The 18,921-nt window shown below is 46.8% G+C and carries 12 protein-coding genes; 3 read left to right on the forward strand and 9 right to left on the reverse strand.

Annotated elements, in window-relative coordinates; all coding sequences use genetic code 11:
• Nucleotides 1-50: 50 nt before the first annotated feature.
• The 7 genes from DWZ61_RS18150 to srtB all read right to left on the reverse strand — a co-directional run bounded on the left by DWZ61_RS18150 (nucleotide 51) and on the right by srtB (nucleotide 12,356).
• Nucleotides 51-1,259, reverse strand: coding sequence for an NADP-dependent isocitrate dehydrogenase (locus DWZ61_RS18150; RefSeq protein WP_117467187.1), 1,209 nt, complete (start codon nucleotides 1,257-1,259; stop codon nucleotides 51-53).
• A 181-nt stretch (nucleotides 1,260-1,440) separates the two neighbouring features.
• Nucleotides 1,441-2,145, reverse strand: a complete 705-nt coding sequence (locus tag DWZ61_RS18155; protein ID WP_022312873.1) for a GntR family transcriptional regulator — start codon at nucleotides 2,143-2,145, stop codon at nucleotides 1,441-1,443.
• A 44-nt stretch (nucleotides 2,146-2,189) separates the two neighbouring features.
• Complete coding sequence (locus DWZ61_RS18160) at nucleotides 2,190-3,563, reverse strand: 2-isopropylmalate synthase (RefSeq protein ID WP_347475465.1); 1,374 nt, start codon at nucleotides 3,561-3,563, stop codon at nucleotides 2,190-2,192.
• Nucleotides 3,564-3,791: 228 nt separating this feature from the next.
• Nucleotides 3,792-4,712: a S8 family peptidase gene (locus DWZ61_RS18165; RefSeq protein ID WP_118539972.1), complete on the reverse strand. Its 921-nt coding sequence runs from the start codon at nucleotides 4,710-4,712 to the stop codon at nucleotides 3,792-3,794.
• Between the two features lie 93 nt (nucleotides 4,713-4,805).
• Complete coding sequence (locus DWZ61_RS18170) at nucleotides 4,806-6,113, reverse strand: leucine-rich repeat domain-containing protein (RefSeq protein ID WP_172594751.1); 1,308 nt, start codon at nucleotides 6,111-6,113, stop codon at nucleotides 4,806-4,808.
• Nucleotides 6,114-6,137: 24 nt separating this feature from the next.
• Nucleotides 6,138-11,063: a leucine-rich repeat protein gene (locus DWZ61_RS18175; RefSeq protein ID WP_118539974.1), complete on the reverse strand. Its 4,926-nt coding sequence runs from the start codon at nucleotides 11,061-11,063 to the stop codon at nucleotides 6,138-6,140.
• A 3-nt stretch (nucleotides 11,064-11,066) separates the two neighbouring features.
• Nucleotides 11,067-12,356, reverse strand: coding sequence for a class B sortase (gene srtB, locus DWZ61_RS18180; protein WP_118539975.1), 1,290 nt, complete (start codon nucleotides 12,354-12,356; stop codon nucleotides 11,067-11,069).
• Nucleotides 12,357-12,518: 162 nt separating this feature from the next.
• On the opposite strand from srtB, the gene DWZ61_RS18185 reads away from it, so the two are divergent.
• From DWZ61_RS18185 to DWZ61_RS18195, 3 genes are all read left to right on the forward strand, one after another.
• The gene (locus DWZ61_RS18185) at nucleotides 12,519-12,785 is read left to right on the forward strand and encodes a chorion class high-cysteine HCB protein 13 (protein ID WP_117467173.1); all 267 of its coding nucleotides are present in this window, start codon (nucleotides 12,519-12,521) and stop codon (nucleotides 12,783-12,785) included.
• A gap of 152 nt (nucleotides 12,786-12,937) precedes the next feature.
• Nucleotides 12,938-13,429, forward strand: coding sequence for a hypothetical protein (locus tag DWZ61_RS18190; protein ID WP_022312422.1), 492 nt, complete (start codon nucleotides 12,938-12,940; stop codon nucleotides 13,427-13,429).
• A complete protein-coding gene (locus tag DWZ61_RS18195; RefSeq protein WP_118539976.1) occupies nucleotides 13,392-13,694 on the forward strand; it encodes a hypothetical protein in 303 nt (100 codons plus the stop codon). Before DWZ61_RS18190 ends, DWZ61_RS18195 begins: the two co-directional genes overlap by 38 nt.
• A 179-nt stretch (nucleotides 13,695-13,873) precedes the next feature.
• Here the strand turns inward: DWZ61_RS18195 and leuS are convergent, their stop codons facing one another.
• Together leuS and DWZ61_RS18205 are read right to left on the reverse strand one after the other, a co-directional pair.
• Nucleotides 13,874-16,285, reverse strand: coding sequence for a leucine--tRNA ligase (gene leuS / locus DWZ61_RS18200; RefSeq protein WP_118539977.1), 2,412 nt, complete (start codon nucleotides 16,283-16,285; stop codon nucleotides 13,874-13,876).
• Between the two features lie 312 nt (nucleotides 16,286-16,597).
• Entirely contained in the window at nucleotides 16,598-18,691 is a 2,094-nt protein-coding gene (locus DWZ61_RS18205; protein WP_118539978.1) for an elongation factor G, read from the reverse strand.
• Between the last annotated feature and the right edge of the window lie 230 nt (nucleotides 18,692-18,921).

Here is an 18,921-nt window from a genome sequence, read left to right on the forward strand (position 1 = left end):
ATGCTCCGGGAGTTCGTGGATTTTGCCAATGTATTTCACTAACTCTCAATTTACAGCAGGCTGTCCAGTGTCTCTCTGATCGCCTTGATGAAGTCCAGGCTGTTGAGGATCACGGGATGCTCACAGGTAGAGATCAGGGACAGGCTCTTGGTCATCTTGCCGTCCTCGATGGTCTTGATGCATGCCTGCTCCAGCTTGTCTGCGAAGTTGCACAGCTCGGGGATCTGATCCAGCTCGCCGCGCTTTCTGAGAGCTCCGGTCCATGCGTAGATGGTAGCAATGGAGTTGGTGGAGGTCTCTTCACCCTTTAAGTGCTTGTAGTAATGACGCTGTACAGTTCCGTGAGCAGCCTCATACTCATAGACGCCGCTGGGAGATACCAGTACGGAAGTCATCATGGACAGATCGCCGTAAGCGGTAGCTACCATATCGGACATTACATCACCATCATAGTTCTTGCAGGCCCAGATGAATCCGCCCTCAGAACGGATGACACGGGCTACGGCATCATCGATCAGGGTATAGAAATATGTAATGCCCAGTTCCTCGAATTTTGCCTTGTACTCGTTATCATAGATCTCCTGGAAAATATCCTTGAAGGTATGATCGTATTTTTTGGAAATGGTGTCCTTGGTGGAGAACCACAGATCCTGCTTCGTATCTACGGCATAGCTAAAGCATGCTCTTGCAAAGCTCTCGATAGACTTATTCGTATTGTGGATACCCTGAATGATACCTGCTCCATCAAAATTATGGATCAGTTCACGGGTCTCGGTGCCGTCTGCTGCAGTAAATACCAGTTCTGCCTTACCGGGGCCGGGTACCTTGATCTCAGTATTTTTATACACATCGCCGTAAGCATGACGGGCAATGGTAATGGGCTTGGTCCAGTTCTTGACATAAGGAACGATACCCTTTACCAGAATCGGTGCACGGAATACAGTACCGTCTAAGATCGCACGGATGGTTCCGTTGGGACTCTTCCACATTTCCTTCAGATTATACTCTGTCATTCTGGCAGCGTTGGGGGTAATGGTCGCACATTTTACAGCAACGCCGTACTTCAATGTGGCATTGGCAGAATCCACGGTTACCTGATCATCGGTCTCATTACGATGCTCCAGTCCAAGATCATAGTACTCTGTCTTCAGATCGATGTAAGGCAGTAACAGTTCATCCTTGATCATCTGCCAGAGGATTCTGGTCATTTCGTCTCCGTCCATCTCTACGAGAGGGGTTGTCATTTTGATCTTTTCCATAATGATTTCCTTTCCGGTATTTATTCTTTTACTTTGCAATAGCTATCCAGAACCACATTGGCAAAATCGCTTCTGCAAGGCTTCACCGAATAACATGCCTGCATGTTATTTGCTCATGTGGTTACTTCGCCCATTGGCTCTGAATAATTACATTCTACAGTAATTTTCACAGACAGGCAACCTATTCCTGCGGCTTATCCTGCTGTGCATAGGCCTCGTTCAGACCGTTTTTCACCATGTTGTCATAGGCGTTGATCATGTGCTGGTGTGCCAGCTGCTCTGCCAGATCGGCATTGCCTGCCTTGATGGCCTCCATGATCTGCTCATGCTCTTCATTGGATTTGGGACCGCGGTTGGCACTGGCCAATGTTTTCTTGCGGACACGCAGGACATACTGATGGAAGTCCTTCAGCTGATGCTCCAGCATCTTGCTGTCACATGCCTCATACAGAATATCATGGAAACGATTATCTAACTCCGCCAGCTGCTCCAGATGCCCCTTCTGGGCATGGAACTTGGACAGATAGACATTCTCTTCCATCTCTTCCATCTGCTCCTTGGTGATATGTTCCGTAGCCCAACGGGCACACAGACCTTCCAGCAGGGAACGGATCATGTAAATATCCTTCACATCCTTCTGGGTAATACCGGTGACATAGGCTCCCTTGTTGGGGATGATCTGAATCAGTCCCTCCAGCTCCAGCTGACGGAACGCTTCTCTGACGGGGGTTCTGCTGACTCCCATCTCCTCGCCGATGGCCACTTCCTTCAATTCTTCATGTTCCTGATATTTTCCGCTTAAGATGTCTTCTCTCAGCTTGTGAAATACCCGTCCCCGCAGGGAGAACTTATCCGTTACTTCCTGCTTTACATCATACTTACTCACTATAATCCTCATTTCCGGGCAGCAAAAAATGCCGCCATATTTTCTTACTCACCGATCTTCAGGTTCTTCTCCAGGCAGATACGGTTGACGCAGGCCACGATCTCTTCATCCGTAAGCACGGTGACACGTCCACCGGCGTACTCCTCGTCTACCCACTTTTTGATCTCCGCTACCAGTTCGGAAGTCTTCTGTACCTGCTTGTCTCCCTTTAACTTATAATAGGTGTTCAGCCAGTGTGCGATACCTGCCAGACCGGAGGTGTTGGAAATAGCGCACAATACCGGACGATTCAGGAATTTCTCGGTATCGAAAATGTTGTAGATCTCTTCGTTCTTAAGCAGACCGTCCGCATGGATACCGGCTCTGGTCACGTTGAAATTCTTGCCGACAAACGGGGTTCTGGGCGGGATCTGATAGCCGATCTCCTTCTCATAGTACTCTGCCAGCTCCGTGATGACACGGGTATTCATACCGTTCAGATCACCCTTCAACTGTGCATATTCGAATACCATTGCCTCCAGCGGTGTATTACCGGTACGCTCACCGATACCAAACAGTGAGGTATTTACACCGGAACAGCCGTACAACCATGCTGTGGTGGAATTGGACACCGCCTTGTAAAAGTCATTGTGACCATGCCATTCGATCAGCTCATGCGGCACACCTGCGTGGGTATGGATTGCGTAAATGATACCCTGTACACTACGGGGAATAACGGCACCGGGATAGTTGACACCGTATCCCATGGTATCGCAGGCCCGGACCTTGATGGGGATCTGATACTCCTTCATCAGTTTCATCAGTTCCAGGCAGAACGGAACCACATAACCGTAGATATCCGCTCTGGTGATATCCTCCAGATGACATCTGGGGCTGATACCCTCCTCCAGACAGTCACGGATAACACTTAAATAATGATCCATAGCCTGTCTTCTGGTCATTTTCAATTTCAGGAAAATATGATAATCGGAACAGCTGACCAGAATGCCAGTCTCCTTCATTCCGATCTCTTTTACCAGCTTAAAGTCCTCCTTGCTGGCACGGATCCAGCTGGTAACTTCGGGGAACTTGTATCCCCTCTCCATACATTTATAAACAGCATCTCTGTCCTTCTTGCTGTACAGGAAAAATTCACTGGCGCGGATCATTCCGTTGGGGCCGCCTAATTCATGCAGATAGTCATAGATCTTTACGATCTGCTCTGTGGTATAAGGTGCTCTGGACTGCTGTCCGTCTCTGAAGGTAGTATCTGTGATCCAGATATCCTTTGGCATGTTATGAGGCACGATACGATCATTAAAAGGTATTTTGGGGATTTCGGAATAAGGGAACATGTTACGGAACACGTTCGGCTTCTCCACATCATCCAGTATGTACATATGCTCTTCAATCTCCAAAAGGTTGTTCTTCGGATTCATGGAGACCGGACGATTCTGAAATGCATCACTTTCTCTCATTGGTATACCTCTCTTCCCTGACATTCGATATCTGCAAGATTTTATAATTTTTACTCTGCGCAGTAAAAATACATTTTGTAGTTCTCGTATCATTGTATACAATCATACCATTTGTGTCAATATCTTTGGTATTTATTTTATTGACTTATTTTAATCATATTTTTTATTTTTCCCAGTGATTTTATCCTTTTACTTGTTTTCTAATAATCTCCGTACATTAAGCATGCCGAAGCCCTGCTTGTTCCACGGCTCTCCCAGATCGGTAGCTGTAAGGGACAGCAGACGAACAAATTCTTCATTGGTAATTCCCGGATATTTTTCCATAGCAAGGGCTGCCGCCCCGGATACAATGGGTGTTGCCATGGATGTGCCGCTTTTTGCTACATAGGGTCTGTAGATTCTGCCGTTCCGGTTCTGCCAGAAAGCATTACAGGACAGAATCCTTGTCCCCGGAGCCACAATATCCGGTTTACGGGTCACATCATATCTTCTGCCCCTGCCGGAGTATGTCTCACACCTTCCGGGATCATTTTTACAATATCTTCCGTCATGACAACCCACCGTCAGAACCTTTCTGCTACTGGCCATCTCCGAAATACTACCGTCCTCCGGACCGGTATTACCTGCAGCGCAGACCACGAGAATATTATGATCCCACAACAATTCCAGAGATTTTCGCAACATCTGCTCCTTGTAACGTTCCTTCAGGTCTCCGATCCCCACAGAGATATTCAGAACACGGACTCCATACCTGTTTTTCACCCGCAGTACCCATTCCAGAGCTTCCTGCATGGAATCACAGGAGCCCTCCCCCTGTCTGTCCAGCACTTTTCCCACCACAAGCTTTGCCTCCGGTGCCATTCCGCGAAATCTTCCTCCGGACAGTTCTCCGCTTCCGCATACAATCCCGCAGACATGTGTCCCGTGTCCATTATCGTCATACGGAAAGGAACGGCCTTCTACAAAGTCGGAAAAAGCAAGCAGCCGTCCTATCAGATCCGGATGATAAGCAATTCCGGTATCCAGCACAGCAACAGTCACAGACTTCACACGTCCTGCCCCACTATGCAATTGTTCCGGCACCTGTACCTGTTCCCTTACCCGCTGCATCTTGTTCCTTCCCCGTAAAATAAGACAAAACCGGCATAAGACTTATTCTATCTTATGCCGGTTTCTTATCCTGGTGTCGGTAAAATCTGACCCTTATTCATTTATAATTTCGATTCCCTCCGGGAATGCGCTGTCACCAATATTGGTGACACTTGCAGGCAGATGCACCTTTTTCAGTTCCGTATGGCTGCGGAACACTTCATCAGCGATCACACGAACACCATCCGGTATGGTCACTTCGGGAAGGTCCCCCTTGTAAGCCACCAGAATGTCCCCGCTGATCAGGTAATCATCCATGCTGTTTTCTTCAAAATCATCCATCCATCCGGTATGCGTAAATGCCTTGGCTTCCACCCGGGTCACCGTATCCGGCAATATCACACTATTCAGATCATCACAGTGATAAAATGATGCATAATCAATAGTGGTCACACCTTCCGGGAACGTCACACTTTCTGCCGAGCTTCTGGAAAAAGCAAAGCGTCCGATCTCCGTGGTTCCTTCTGGTATACTCACTGCTCCTACCGACTGGTTCCTGTAATATTTCCATTCCGGAATTTTGCCATCTTCCGTTTCCGCCGTAATATCCTGTGATTCCCCACTGGTCTCTTGTCCGGTTTCCGGTTCTGTATAACCCTGTTGTACTGTTTCTTCCTCGGGCAGCATCATTACCATCGCATGATTTCCTACGACAAAGGTACTGCCAATCACATTTCCGGGCACCGGTGTCGGTGCAGGAGTCGGCGTTTCAGTGGGGGCAGGCTCTGTTGTTGCCTGTGAATCCGAAGTTCCGTCTGCCGCCGGTGTCGCCATCGGCGCTGCCGTTACCAGAGGACTCTGACTTTTCTGCTCTGCCAGCTTCTGTGCAAACTTTGCAGCCACGCTGCCTTCGTCCGCATGAATCGTTACGTTATCACAATTTAAGAATGCATCGTCTGCAATGCTTGTCACCGTGTCCGGAATATAAATATCCGTAAGGTTCGTACATCCGGCAAATGCCTGTGCATCAATACTCTGTACATTCTCAGGGATCGTGATCTGTTTCAGTCCGGTGCATCCTGAAAAAGCATATTCATCCACTGCGGTAAGACCTTTGCCAAGTACAACCTCTTCCAGATTATCACAGCCCCAGAAAACATAGGCATCCATGCGTTTCACCGACTTAGGAACCACAACAAGCTGTACCTTCTGGTTATTTTCAAAAGCACTCTCACCCACGACCTCCACCGTATCCGGGATCGTGACACGCTCATCAGTGCCTCTGTATTTTGTCAATGTACTGCCTTCGATCAGAAAATCGGAGGCAGACGCTGCCGCATCTGCCTCCGACACAGGAAGATGTGTCAGGATCAATGCGGTAGCTATCAATGCCAATGCAACTACCAACTTTTTATGATTCATAAACCTTCCCATCCTTTATTTTCACTAGGCTCTTGCCTTGCGCAGAGTCTTCTTATCCTTCTTCATGAAGAATACTATGGACAGACATGCAAGACCCAGAGACAGGAACCACTTCGGATGAATGGCATCTCCGGTCTTAGGAGTGCTGTCTGCGATTGTTCCGGCTGTCAGGTTGTTCGTATCCACATAGATCACATACGGTGAGAAATGCTCCGCCGTAAAGGTAATGCAGGATACTCCGGAAATCGTGGAGAACTTCGGTGTCAGCTTGTCCAGCTTACTGTTAACAACTCCTGCCACCTTGTTGTTACCTGCATAGGTGATCAGAGAATCCGGGATCGGCAGGGTAATGCTGATGGACAAACCTGTAGTATCCGTGATCTTGTTATTGCCGGTGGAATCATAGAGACTGATATCCATCGGGAAATACTTGATGGCACTAATATCGTTGCCATACTCTGCCATCAGCGCCTTTACTACTTCCTCGGAAGCAGATGCGCTCTCAGTGATCTTGATCACAAAGTTATCGGAAGATCCGTTTACCGTAGCAGATACCACGCCGGTATTGGACAGACCGTTCTTGTCAATGACAACGGTGGTTCTGCCGCCGGAGACATTTCCTGTTGTAGTACTGTTCGGTCTTCTGTTGGAATTGGAATTCGTGGAATTACCGCTTCCTGTAGATTTATTTGTTTTATTACCTGAACCGGATTTTGCAGTATAATTTGCAGTTACCGTTACATTAGCTTCCGGCATAGTGATGACCGTTGCAGACAATACCTTGCTGGCAATCTTCGTATTGGCCGGATCTATTGACCAACTACTGAACTGTTGGTTCGCCGCAGGGTCATTTGCCACGATGATCGGCTGGGAACCTGCCACATAACTTCCTGATCCGGAACCGTTTTTAACCGTCAGAGTATACATCTTGGCAGTAGTTCCGTTGTTATTATTGCCTCCCGGACTGGTGCTTGCTCCGGGACTGGTGCTTGCTCCGGGGCTGGTGCTGGTACCCGGACTGGCCGTTCCTCCATTATTAGAGCCGCTTGCCTCATATACTGCATAGAAATCTGTATTTTCTGTGATAGCTGTAGCAATATCCGGCAGCCATTCCTTGAAGGTGTAACCACTGACCGTAGGGGTCTGGATACTGGGTGCAACCGTTCCCTTCTTGATCGTTGTCTGATAGAACACTTCCTTAGTCACACTGTTGATATATCTGACTACAATATCATCTTCACTCAGCGCTTTATATTGTGCCATGGTGGTAAAAGACTCTGTAATATTGGTCAGCGGTCTGTCCCATCCGATGAAGATATAACCGTCTCTCACAAGATTAGATGTATTGGGCAGATCCGCATCTGCGATGCTGCCGCCAGAGGATACCTTGATCTCCTTAATTACCGTACCATCCCAATCCTGGAAGGTTACGGTCAGCTTGTTGGCATCTGGATCTTCCTTGCTATACATAGCTGTAATTGTAACATCTGCTGTGATTTCACTGGGATCCGGATCCCAATACTGGAACACCTCTCCACTCTTACCTGCCGGAGTTGGAGGCGTTGCAGCTTCACCGCCCTTAACTCTCTGCTCTGCATCAGGTACCAGAGCATAGCTGCCTAATTCTTCATTCCAGTCTCTGAAGTTAACGGTAAAATACTCTACCAATGGAGTAGTATCTACTGTAAAACCCTTTAACTTTGCGTAATTATACAAGTAACTGTTTTCCGGACTGCAGATCACCACATCCTTTGGATCCGGATTTGCCTTGAGCAGATCATCAAATGCATGCTGGCCGATAAGGTTCAGATACTGACTCGCCTCCAACCGCTCCATACCACTGTTCTTGAACGCATAATCTTCAATAGTGGTACAGGTAGTGGGCAGCTTAATCGTACGCATTTCCGCTGTATCTGCAAAGGCATATTCAGGCACCGTTGTAATCTTACTTTCCGTAAGATCGATTTCTCTCAGGGCATCACATCCCTGGAATGCTCTGGGTGCAATGGAAGTAACTCCTGCCAGTTCAGAAGGCTTTACATATTTACTGGTTCTGCCTTCCAGGCACTCAATAATCCTTGCCTTGGCACCACCGCTCATTCCATAAATAATGGACTCATCACAGCTGAAATAGTCATTTCCCAGGAATGCCACATTGCTCAGCTGATTGCATCCGGTAAACGGAATCAGTCCCAGACTGTTGATCGTTCCGGACAATGTCACATCATTCAGGGCAGGACAATCCTTAAAGACGTAGTCCCCGATGGAACTCATATTTCCGGTGATATTGACTGTTTCCAATGCTGCACAGCCTTCAAAAGCATTTGCTGCAATGGATGCCGTATTACCAAGTATATTAACTGCCTTCAGATGTTGGGCAGCATCCGTACCATCCTCGCTTCTGAAGTCGTTTGCTTCAATGGTGTCCAGACCATATATGGTAACGGTCTTATCTTCCTTAAGGCTGGCTGCAGCTACATCCGCATTCTCTTTCTCAACGAACAGTCCGTCTTTAATTGCCTGAATACCCTCAGGTATTACAACATTCAGTGCAGAGTCGATAAACTGCTTCTGGTCTTCTGTCAGAGTCTGGTTGTGCGTATATTTATCCAATGCTGTCCCTGCAGCTTTTCTCTGAGCATCTGTCAGATAAGGATAGTTTGTTTCATTTGTATATCCGCTCAGCTGCGAGAAAGCAGGGAAATCAATCAGTTCACTGACACCCTTTTCCTCATTGTACTGTACCACCAGATTGGTCGGCCAACCACTGCAATATCTGACATAAGTCTTCAGCTGACTGCCGTTATTATATCTTCCATCCTCACTCATGGCATACAGGTAAGGAGTGGAGGTCGGCGAAACCTCTCCTACAAAGGTAAGTTTTACACTGGGTGAATTGTCACTGTCATTTTTCACACCGGTACAGCTTCCTCTATGAGCCGCACCTGTATAATCCTGTGTCTTAAAAGCATCTGTTCCTATTGCAACAGAACTGTTATTGAAGATCACTGTTGCCAGATTATGACAACCCTTAAACGCATTGGCTCCTACAGATACAACACTGGCGGGTAAGGATACCATGGTCAGATTACAGTTGTTGGCAAAAATGTTGGCTCCAATATTATAAATATGGTAAGGTCCGATAGGATCCGGAATCTCCAGTGTCGATACATTTTCTCCTACCGTACTGGATATCAATTCATTGTTGGAATTTACCACATAAGTAGATCTACCTGTCTTCCCGGTCACATTAGGATCCTGAACCGTAAGTTCATATTTGTCCAGTTTCTCATATTGTGTAGTCTCGGAATTATAGTCAATATAACTAAATGCAAAACAGTTCTCTCTGGTAAAGCTATGGATTGTGGAATCGTCTCTTCCCTCGAAGTAGAAAGTTCCGTTTACCGGATCACCTGACAGCATTTCCTTAAAGCAGTCAAAGCAATAAACATCCCCGTCTTCCTTCTCCGTAAATGTCATTTTCTTGCTGCGGGCAGTGATATATCTTAAGTTCTTGCATCCCTTGACCAGGGAAATATCCACTGCTTCATTGTAGTTTGCCGGGAAGGTCAGAGAAGAAAGGGTCTCACAGTTTTCAAACACATTCCAACCCAGTTCTGTCAGATTGCTTCTGTCATTGGCATCGCCATAATTACACATTACAAAGTCGCTTAAGAAACGGCACTCCGCAAAAGCATAGTCTCCGACATAGCTGACATTGATGGGCAAAGTAAACTTCGTCAGGTTCGTACAACTGTAAAAAGCATGATCTCCAATCTGTCCCAGACTACATAAATCAGGGATTGCAACATCTCTTAAGCTTCCGCAACCGGCGAAAGCATAGTTACCGATTACTTTGATACCATTACCGAAAGAAATGGAATCCAGACCGGTACATTCATAAAAAGCACAGTTACCGATACCGATCAGATCTTCTCCAATGATCAGAGTTCCGATGTTACCTGCCTGAGCAAAAATACCCTTGGATGCGTTAGCCTCGGTGATATAACCGCCACCGGAAGGAATACTCCATTTATATGTATTGGAATCCGGATCCAGTGTAGAATCCAGATACTGGTTACCGATATATCTTACCTTACCATCCTTAATCCACTGATGATCACTGTCCAGTGCATTGGCATAGTTCGCATAAGTTGCCGGATCACCGCTCTCATCCTCAGCATTAAATACAGTTTTGCCGGTAGCGCCTTCTTTATAATAGAAGAACTGTGTCAGAACATCCATGTTTTTCCATGCATTATCTGTTGCATAGCAGGGCTTGATCTCACCGGTATAATAGGTTTCTTCCACCTGTACATATAACAGTTTGCCTGTAATAGGGTCTTTTGCCTGAGTGACTCCATCATCCCCCAGAATTGGCTGCGACGTATCGTCTACCATTCTGATATGTGGCGTAACTGCTTCATAATACAGAGGATTTCCCAATCTGTTGGCAGCCACGTAACCGTTACCGGTACCCAGGTTACCGGTAGGCTGTATGTAAGCATTAACCGTGTTCGGAATGGTCAATGTATTATTGGGCAAGGTATTGTCCTTGTTATATCCTAACAGGATTGCAGACCAGTCACCTCCGTTCTGGATATAAGCGAACTGGTAGTTACTGCCGTCCGTTTCGTTGGTACCGGTCGTATAAATAGTCGTTCCTTCCGCAACCTCCGGGATCAGATTATCCATTGTGGGTATATTGCTTCCCGTCAGCAGATCACTCTGCTTTTCTGGAGCATTTCTGCGAATGGATACCTTATATTTTGCGCCGGTATGCGTATCCACATGTGAATGCGCAGCCTGCGCCACAGCATCTTCCTCCGCACGCAGCCCCTCTGTAGGAATTGCCGCTACTACGATCGCCGAGACCAAGAACAATGTTCCCAGGGTTTTCCTTACTGTCCTTTTTAATCTTCTGTTAGTCTTCTTTTTACCCTTAGTCATCCTTTACTCCTTTGTCGTCACCTTTTTGGCAACCACTACAAATCTGCCGTTTTTCTCCTGGTAATCACAGGTGGACAGTGTTAAAAGCTGGTCACCGAACGAAGCTGTGACTCCTGTGTCATATAATGACATCTCTGCCATATCATTCATATAGGAGTCAAATTCCTGCTCGCTCTGGGCGTCTATAAACTGATAATATTTAAATACGATTTCATCTTCACTATAGACCCGGGATCTGAATACATACATGATCTCATACAGGCCTTTTTCATAGATGGTGTCAAACTGTATGTAGGGATGTTTCTCACAATAGCTCTGGTCGCTATATGAAGATAAGCTTCCGAACATCTGCCCGCTCTTCATATGATGTCCATATAGAATGAAGTTCGTGCTGGGCTTGAGCACATCACAGTCCTTGTCCATAAAAATGGATCCGTTCTTATCATACTCCTGATTCAGATTATGATCCAGATAATATTCATTATCCGTTGTCTGCATTACAGGGTAATCTATATTAGTATCGTCAATTTTTACCCATCCGATTAGTCTTTTGTTCTTATTTAATAAATTTTTATATTCATCCAGTACCGGAGGGGGCGTACTCTGCGTTTCATCCGCGGTGTAATGGATCACAGGATCCTGATTCTGACCGGTTGCCGGCTCTTTATCCTTCAATTCACTTAATTGCTTGTAATTATCGGCAGTACGGATGTTATACCAGTTATAAATTCCGAAATAGCCAAGGCATGCCACTGCGATCACACTGCAACAGACCACAAGAAGTTTCCTTCGTTTCTCCTGTTTTTTCAATTCTTCCTGAACGATTTTGTCAATCTCTGCCTCGTCAAACTGCGGTTCTGCTTTCTTCTTCACAGAAGTCTTCTTTTTTGTTGTCGGCCTCTTTTTGGGAACTTTTTTATCAGGACTTTCTTTTTTTACAGTTTCTTTTTTCTTTGATGCTTCTTTTTTATTTTTGGGAGTTTGGGCCTTCCCGATTGTTTTTGTATTTTCTTTCTGAAGAAAATGTCCTTTCGCCGGAGATGTTTCCGGTACTTTTCCTTCCTGTCTTTGAATGTCCTCCGACAGCTCTTCCATGTAATCCTGTCCCAGAATACTATGGAATCTACACCTGCCGCTGCGGATCACTTCCAGCAGTTTCTTCTGATCTGCCAGGCTCATCTTCTTCGTCTGTACCCGAAGATTCTCGATCACCTGCTGATCCTTCAGGGCATTCTGATAATCCGCCTCCGTGCGGAACTTTCGCCCCTCTACCACATATATCTTCTGTGCCATCTATCTATCCTTAATTTAAAATCTGTCTTTTCACAATCTATGCATGTCTATATAGATATCTATATTTTACTATATCCGGAAATTATTGCAAGTCTTTTCCGGAAACATTGACAGGCTCCCCCGCATACAATAGAGCATAAATAAAATGTGGAGGCACTAAAAATGAGTGACTTAACTGCTACAAATTGCGGCTGCAATAATTCCTGCGGCAATAACAACTGTGGTAACGGTATCTTCGGCAACAGCTGCATCTGGATCATCCTGTTGCTGTTCTGCGGCGGTGGCTGCGGTAACAACAACGGCTGCGGGCTGCTGGGCAACAACAATGGCTGCGGTGGCAATGACTGCTGTGAATGGCTGATCTGGATCCTGCTTCTGTCCTGCTTCTGCGGCGGTGGCTGCGGTAACAACAACGGTTGCGGTTGCTAATCTCTGATACTGCTTTCCGGGATCTCCCGGAGCTTTGTAGGCACGATCACTCCGGGGTACGGACTTTTCTGTACCCCGAAGGATTGATCGGCATAAGCATGCTGCCGCTCTCATAAAATACTAGTAACTCTTTTGCAGGAAGGTATCGGTACATGGATGATAAGAGAATCGACAAGGCGGCGGCCTTTGACACATTATTCACTTCCAACCGCATTCAGATTCTGAAAATACTGGCTTATTATATGGATCCCCGGCTGCTGAAAGGACTTGCTGTTTACATAAAAATGTCGGAGTTGCAATACACGCTAACACTTTTTCGCAGGCATCCGGAGACTTCTCTGTGCATTGCTCCCTCTTCTGCAAACGAAGAAACTGCCACTGAACTGTGTAATGATCTCATGCCCTTGTGCGACGAGACTCAGAAATCAGCTCTTCGACAAATCACACAAATGATGGACAATATTCATAATTTCCAGGAAATGATGGAAATGGTGCAGACCATGCAGGAATTGTTCCCGGAGGGCTTCTCCGATCTCTCCGGCATGGATCCGTCTATGTTGTCCGGTCTTTTTTCCACTGCAAAATCAGACACAGGAGGTCAGAAAAATGGACTATTCCAAGACACCCCTCTGGATGCAGGATGATCTCGTGAAGGACATCCCCAGAGAAAAACTGGATTTTCTCTCGAAACTTTTTGCCCAGGGGCACGGTAAAAGTCAAAAAGAAATGATGGCACTTCTCATGCCCGCCATGCGTAAAGCAAAACAGGAGCACCTGACTTTTACCCCGCAGGAAATGCAGGCTGCCATCACCGCTATCAAAAAATACAGTACGGAATCGGAACTTCGTCAGATTGAAAATATTCTGGTGAAAAGCCGATCACAAAAAAATAACTCCCGGCAGGCTTAATGTCTGTCAGGAGTTATTTTATTCAACGTTCAGCCAACGCCATTCGCAAAGTCGCGTTATCACGCTTTCCATCACTACGTGACTACCTTTGTTCATAAGACGGCATTTACCTCATGGACATATTCGATCATAAAATCATGCTTGCATGATTTTATTTCACTTATTTGTCCATGGCTGAACTATTTTGCTACGATGTTGACGATTCTACCGGGAACATAGATTTCTTTTACAATGTTGCCGGTCAGCTTGTCACCCAGAGCTTCTTTTGCCATAGCGATGACGTTTTCCTTGGTCTCATCCTTGGAAACGTTAATGGTCACACGCATCCTGCCGTTGACCTGAACACCGATCTCTACTACGCTCTCCACGGTCTTCTCTTCCTCGTACTCAGGCCATGCTGCCTGATACAGTCTGCCTTCGAATCCGGCAGTCTGCCACAGTTCCTCGGTGATATGAGGAGCCACGGGGTTCAGCAGAGTAAGCAGTGTCTTGTATTCGCCTCTGGTAATAGAGTTCTTCTTGTAGAACTCATTGATCAGGGACATCATAGCTGCGATGGCGGTGTTGTACTTCAGGTTCTCGAAATCGCTGCTGACCTTCTTGATGGTCTGGTGCATCTTGGTCTCCAGATCTGCGCTGTAGCCTTCCTCGGATGTTAATATATCCTGTAACTTCCATACTCTCTCCAGGAATCTGCGGCAGCCCTTTACGCCTTCCTCACTCCAGGAAGCGCTCAGATCAAAGGCACCGATGAACATCTCGTAGGTACGCAGAGTATCTGCACCGTAATCCTGTACGATGTCATCCGGGTTTACAACGTTGCCACGGGACTTGGACATCTTCTCACCATTGGAGCCAAGAATCATACCGTGGCTGGTTCTCTTCTGATAAGGTTCCGGAGTAGGTACTACCCCCTGATCATACAGAAACTTGTGCCAGAAACGGGAGTACAGCAGATGCAGTGTGGTATGCTCCATACCGCCGTTGTACCAGTCAACCGGCAGCCAGTACTTCAATGCTTCGGGACTTGCCAGTGCCTTGTCATTGTGAGGATCGGTATAACGCAGATAATACCAGGAAGAGCCAGCCCACTGAGGCATGGTATCGGTCTCTCTCTTGGCAGGACCGCCACAGCAGGGACAGGTGGTATTTACCCAGTCGGTCATGGCAGCCAGAGGAGATTCTCCGGTATCGGTAGGCATATAGCTCTCTACCTCGGGTAACTGCAGAGGCAGTTCGCTCTCATCAATGGGAACATATCCGCACTTATCGCAATGCACAATAGGAATCGGCTCACCCCAGTAACGCTGTCTGGAGAATACCCAGTCTCTTAATTTATAATTGGTCTTGCGGTTACCGATGCCCTTCTCTTCCAGATAGTTCATGATCTTCTCTTTGGCTTCTGCCACAGACAGGCCGTTCAGGAAATCGGAATTGACCAATGTACCATCAGCAACATCGGTATATACAGCTTCTTCTACGCTGACAGGGCTCCCTGCAACAACTTCAATGATAGGCATACCGAATTTCTTTGCGAACTCCCAGTCTCTCTCATCGTGGGCAGGAACTGCCATGATAGCGCCGGTACCGTAAGTCATCAGTACATAATCGGATACCCAAACAGGGATTTCCTTGCCATTCACGGGGTTGGTAGCGGTCAGGCCCTGAATGCAGACACCGGTCTTATCCTTTGCCAGTTCGGTACGTTCAAAATCGGACTTCTTCGCAGCCATCTCGCGATATGCCACGATGTCATCCCAGTTCTTGATCTCATCTTTATATTTATCCAGAACAGGATGCTCCGGAGATACTACCATATAAGTAACCCCGAACAGAGTATCCGGTCTGGTGGTGTAAATGCGCAGCTTCTCATCCTTGCCTGTCAGGGTGAAATCAACCTCGGCACCCTGGGACTTACCGATCCAGTTCTTCTGGGAGACTTTGACACGCTCGATATAATCTACGGTATCCAGTCCCTGGATCAGCTTGTCAGCATATTCGGTGATCTTTAACATCCACTGGCTCTTGACCTTACGGATGACTTCGGAACCGCAACGTTCGCAGACGCCGTTCACTACTTCCTCATTTGCCAGACCTACCTTACAGGAGGTACACCAGTTGATAGGCATCTCCGTTTTGTAAGCCAGTCCTGCCTTGAACAGCTTTAAGAAGATCCACTGGGTCCAGTGATAATACTCGGGATCTGTGGTGTTGATCTCTCTGTCCCAGTCGAAAGAATAACCTAAGGAATGCAGCTGATTCTTGAATCTTGCCACGTTGTTCTTGGTTACGATCTTGGGATGGATATGATTCTTGATCGCGTAGTTCTCGGTAGGGAGACCGAATGCATCCCATCCCATGGGATACAGCACATTATAGCCCTGCATTCTGCGCTTACGTGCTACGATATCCAGTGCGGTATAAGGTCTCGGATGACCTACATGTAATCCCTGTCCTGAAGGATAAGGGAACTCTACCAGTGCGTAATATTTGGGCTTGGAGAAATCGTCGGAAGTCTTGAATGCTTTTTCATCATCCCAGACAGTCTGCCATTTTTTCTCTACCTCTCTGTGATTGTAAGGTACTGCCATAATTATTTCCTCCTAAACTATGAGAAGCTTTCTATTTAAATTTTTTGTTCTCAAGTCGTTAAAAAACTATCGATTATTTTATCGTGTTTTCCCGATACTGTCAAGGACTGCGGCTCTATCCGCATGGTTTTTTGCATATTTTCGTCTGCCGGGGCATATGCTGTATACGAGAGGTGATGAATCATGTTTGCATGGATCACATTACTGATCAATCTGATGCAGCGATATCGATGATATTTACTGCACAATACCGAAAAAGAGACCGGAAAGCCAACCGGTCTCTTTTTGCTGTGTATGTTATGTAATTACTCGTTAGTCTTCTGCATTGTTCTCCGCAACCTTTGCTGCTCTGGCCGCTACTTCCTTCTCCTGTACGTCGGAAGGTGCCTGCTCGTAGCGGGCAAATTCATAGGAATAATCCCCTCTGCCTCCGGTCATGGAACGCAGATCTGTGCAATAACCGAATAATCCGCTCATGGGAATATCCGCTTCGATGATCTGCTTGCCGCCGCTCATGGGTGTCATGCCCAGCACCCGGCCTCTTCTCTTGTTCAGATCTCCCATGATGTCTCCGGTATAGGCATCCGGCACGGTAACCTTTAAGGACATGATGGGCTCCAACAGAACGGGGCCTGCTTCCATGACACCTTTTTTGAAAGCCTGGATAGCCGCGGTCTTAAATGCCATTTCCGAAGAATCTACCGGATGATAGGATCCATCATACAGTACCGCTTTGACACCGACTACCGGGTAGGCCGCCAGAGGTCCTCTGCCTACGGATTCCTGAATACCTTTTTCCACCGCAGGGAAGAAATTCTTCGGTACCGCGCCACCTACGACTTCTGTTGCGAACTCATAGGGTTTGGTCAGATCGCCGGAAGGTGAAAAACGCATTTTTACATGACCGTACTGACCGTGTCCTCCGGACTGTTTCTTGTACTTATATTCCACATCGGACTGTTTCTTGATAGTCTCTTTGTATGCGATCTTCGGTCTGGACAGCTCGATCTCTACTTTGTATTCGTTTAACAGACGGCTGACCACGATATCCAGGTGCTGGTCACCCATGCCGTAAAGTAAGGTCTGGCGGTTCTCCGCATCGTTCACCACCCGGATGGTCAGATCTTCATGGGTCATCTTCTGCAATGCCTGGGAGATCTTATCCACGTCCGCCTTATTCTTCGGCTTATACCGCATATAGGTATAAGGAGTGGAAATATCGAACTTGCCATATTTGATGGTCGTGGCCTTGGTAGAGAGACTGTTGCCGGTTCTCGCTGCAGTCAGTTTCGCCAGTGCTCCGATATCTCCGGCATGCAGTTCGCTGACTTCAATGGGCTTATTGCCCTGCAGTACATAGATTTTGCCGATCTTTTCCTCAATGTCACGGTCTACGTTGTACAGCAGGTCGTCGGTCTTAAGTACACCGGAGTTTACCTTGATCAGAGAGTATTTTCCGATGAAAGGATCCACTATGGTCTTCCAGATATAGGCGGATTTTGCCTTGGCGAAATCGTAATCCGCATGGTAAATCTCATTGGTCTTTAAATTGATGCCCGCCACTTCTCTATTCTCGGGGCTGGGCATGTATTTGACAATATCATCTAACAGTGTGTACATACCCTGACACAGGATGTTGGAACCCATGGTCATGGGAACGATGCTGCCATCGCAGACATTGGTACGGAGTGCAGCACGGATCTCTGCCTCAGAGAAGGTCTCTCCGCCGAAATACCGCTCCATGAATTCTTCACTGGTCTCGGCTACGGCTTCCATCAGAGTATCACGGCAGATCTGCAGGTTGGCCTGGCTGTAATCCGGTACCTCACAGGGAACAACTTCCTTACCCTCCCAGCGGTTACCGCTCTCAGTGATAACATTGATGTATCCTACGAATTTCTCGTTCTCACGGATTGGCAGATGAAACGGTGCCATCTTCTTGCCGTACAGATTAGTCATATCTTCCACTACCTGACGGAAGGAAGCATTATCCACGTCCATGTTGGAGACATAGATAAAACGGGGCAGCTTGTATTTCTCGCAAAGCTCCCATGCCTTCTGGGTGCCGACTTCGATGCCGGACTTGCCGTTAACTACTATGATGGCTGCTCCTGCGGCACTGACTGCCTCTTCCACTTCTCCCACGAAATCAAAATAACCCGGTGTATCAATAATATTGATCTTGTATCCTTCCCACTCAATGGGGATCACGGAGGTACTGATAGAGAAATGACGTTTCTGTTCTTCTTTACTGTAATCACTGAGGGTATTGCCGTCATCTACCTTGCCCATACGGGAGGTGATACCGGACAGATAACCAAAGGCTTCTGCAAGACTGGTCTTGCCACTGCCGCCATGGCCCAGTAATACTACGTTACGGATCTTGTCTGTTGTGTAAATATTCATATCCCATCCTCCATTTATTCTGCATTTTGGGTATTTTGTCCAGCCGTTGGATTGGATTTTTAACCCCTTACGTGTATTTTACTAAATATATGTTACTATTACAAGTAAATATTGTTAATTATTTCATATTTTTGTAAGTTGTCAGAACTTTGCAGCATGAATAATTGGACAAGACAGGTAAATTGAGAGTTAGTGAAACAAATCCACGAACGCCCATGGCGGACGGAATG

Origin of the sequence: Clostridium sp. AF34-10BH (assembly GCF_003478095.1) — a bacterium.
Taxonomy (GTDB): Bacteria; Bacillota; Clostridia; order Lachnospirales; family Lachnospiraceae; genus Acetatifactor; species Acetatifactor acetigignens.

Bases quoted from the DNA above. Each gene is read 5' to 3' on its own strand.
- DWZ61_RS18175 (WP_118539974.1), bottom strand. From the start codon at position 11,063: ATGACTAAGGGTAAAAAGAAGACTAACAGAAGATTAAAAAGGACAGTA.
- DWZ61_RS18160 (WP_347475465.1), bottom strand. From the start codon at position 3,563: ATGAATCCGAAGAACAACCTTTTGGAGATTGAAGAGCATATGTACATA.
- DWZ61_RS18205 (WP_118539978.1), bottom strand. From the start codon at position 18,691: ATGAATATTTACACAACAGACAAGATCCGTAACGTAGTATTACTGGGC.
- DWZ61_RS18165 (WP_118539972.1), bottom strand. From the start codon at position 4,712: ATGCAGCGGGTAAGGGAACAGGTACAGGTGCCGGAACAATTGCATAGT.
- srtB (WP_118539975.1), bottom strand. From the start codon at position 12,356: ATGGCACAGAAGATATATGTGGTAGAGGGGCGAAAGTTCCGCACGGAG.
- DWZ61_RS18150 (WP_117467187.1), bottom strand. From the start codon at position 1,259: ATGGAAAAGATCAAAATGACAACCCCTCTCGTAGAGATGGACGGAGAC.
- DWZ61_RS18185 (WP_117467173.1), top strand. From the start codon at position 12,519: ATGAGTGACTTAACTGCTACAAATTGCGGCTGCAATAATTCCTGCGGC.
- DWZ61_RS18190 (WP_022312422.1), top strand. From the start codon at position 12,938: ATGGATGATAAGAGAATCGACAAGGCGGCGGCCTTTGACACATTATTC.
- DWZ61_RS18195 (WP_118539976.1), top strand. From the start codon at position 13,392: ATGGACTATTCCAAGACACCCCTCTGGATGCAGGATGATCTCGTGAAG.
- DWZ61_RS18170 (WP_172594751.1), bottom strand. From the start codon at position 6,113: ATGAATCATAAAAAGTTGGTAGTTGCATTGGCATTGATAGCTACCGCA.
- leuS (WP_118539977.1), bottom strand. From the start codon at position 16,285: ATGGCAGTACCTTACAATCACAGAGAGGTAGAGAAAAAATGGCAGACT.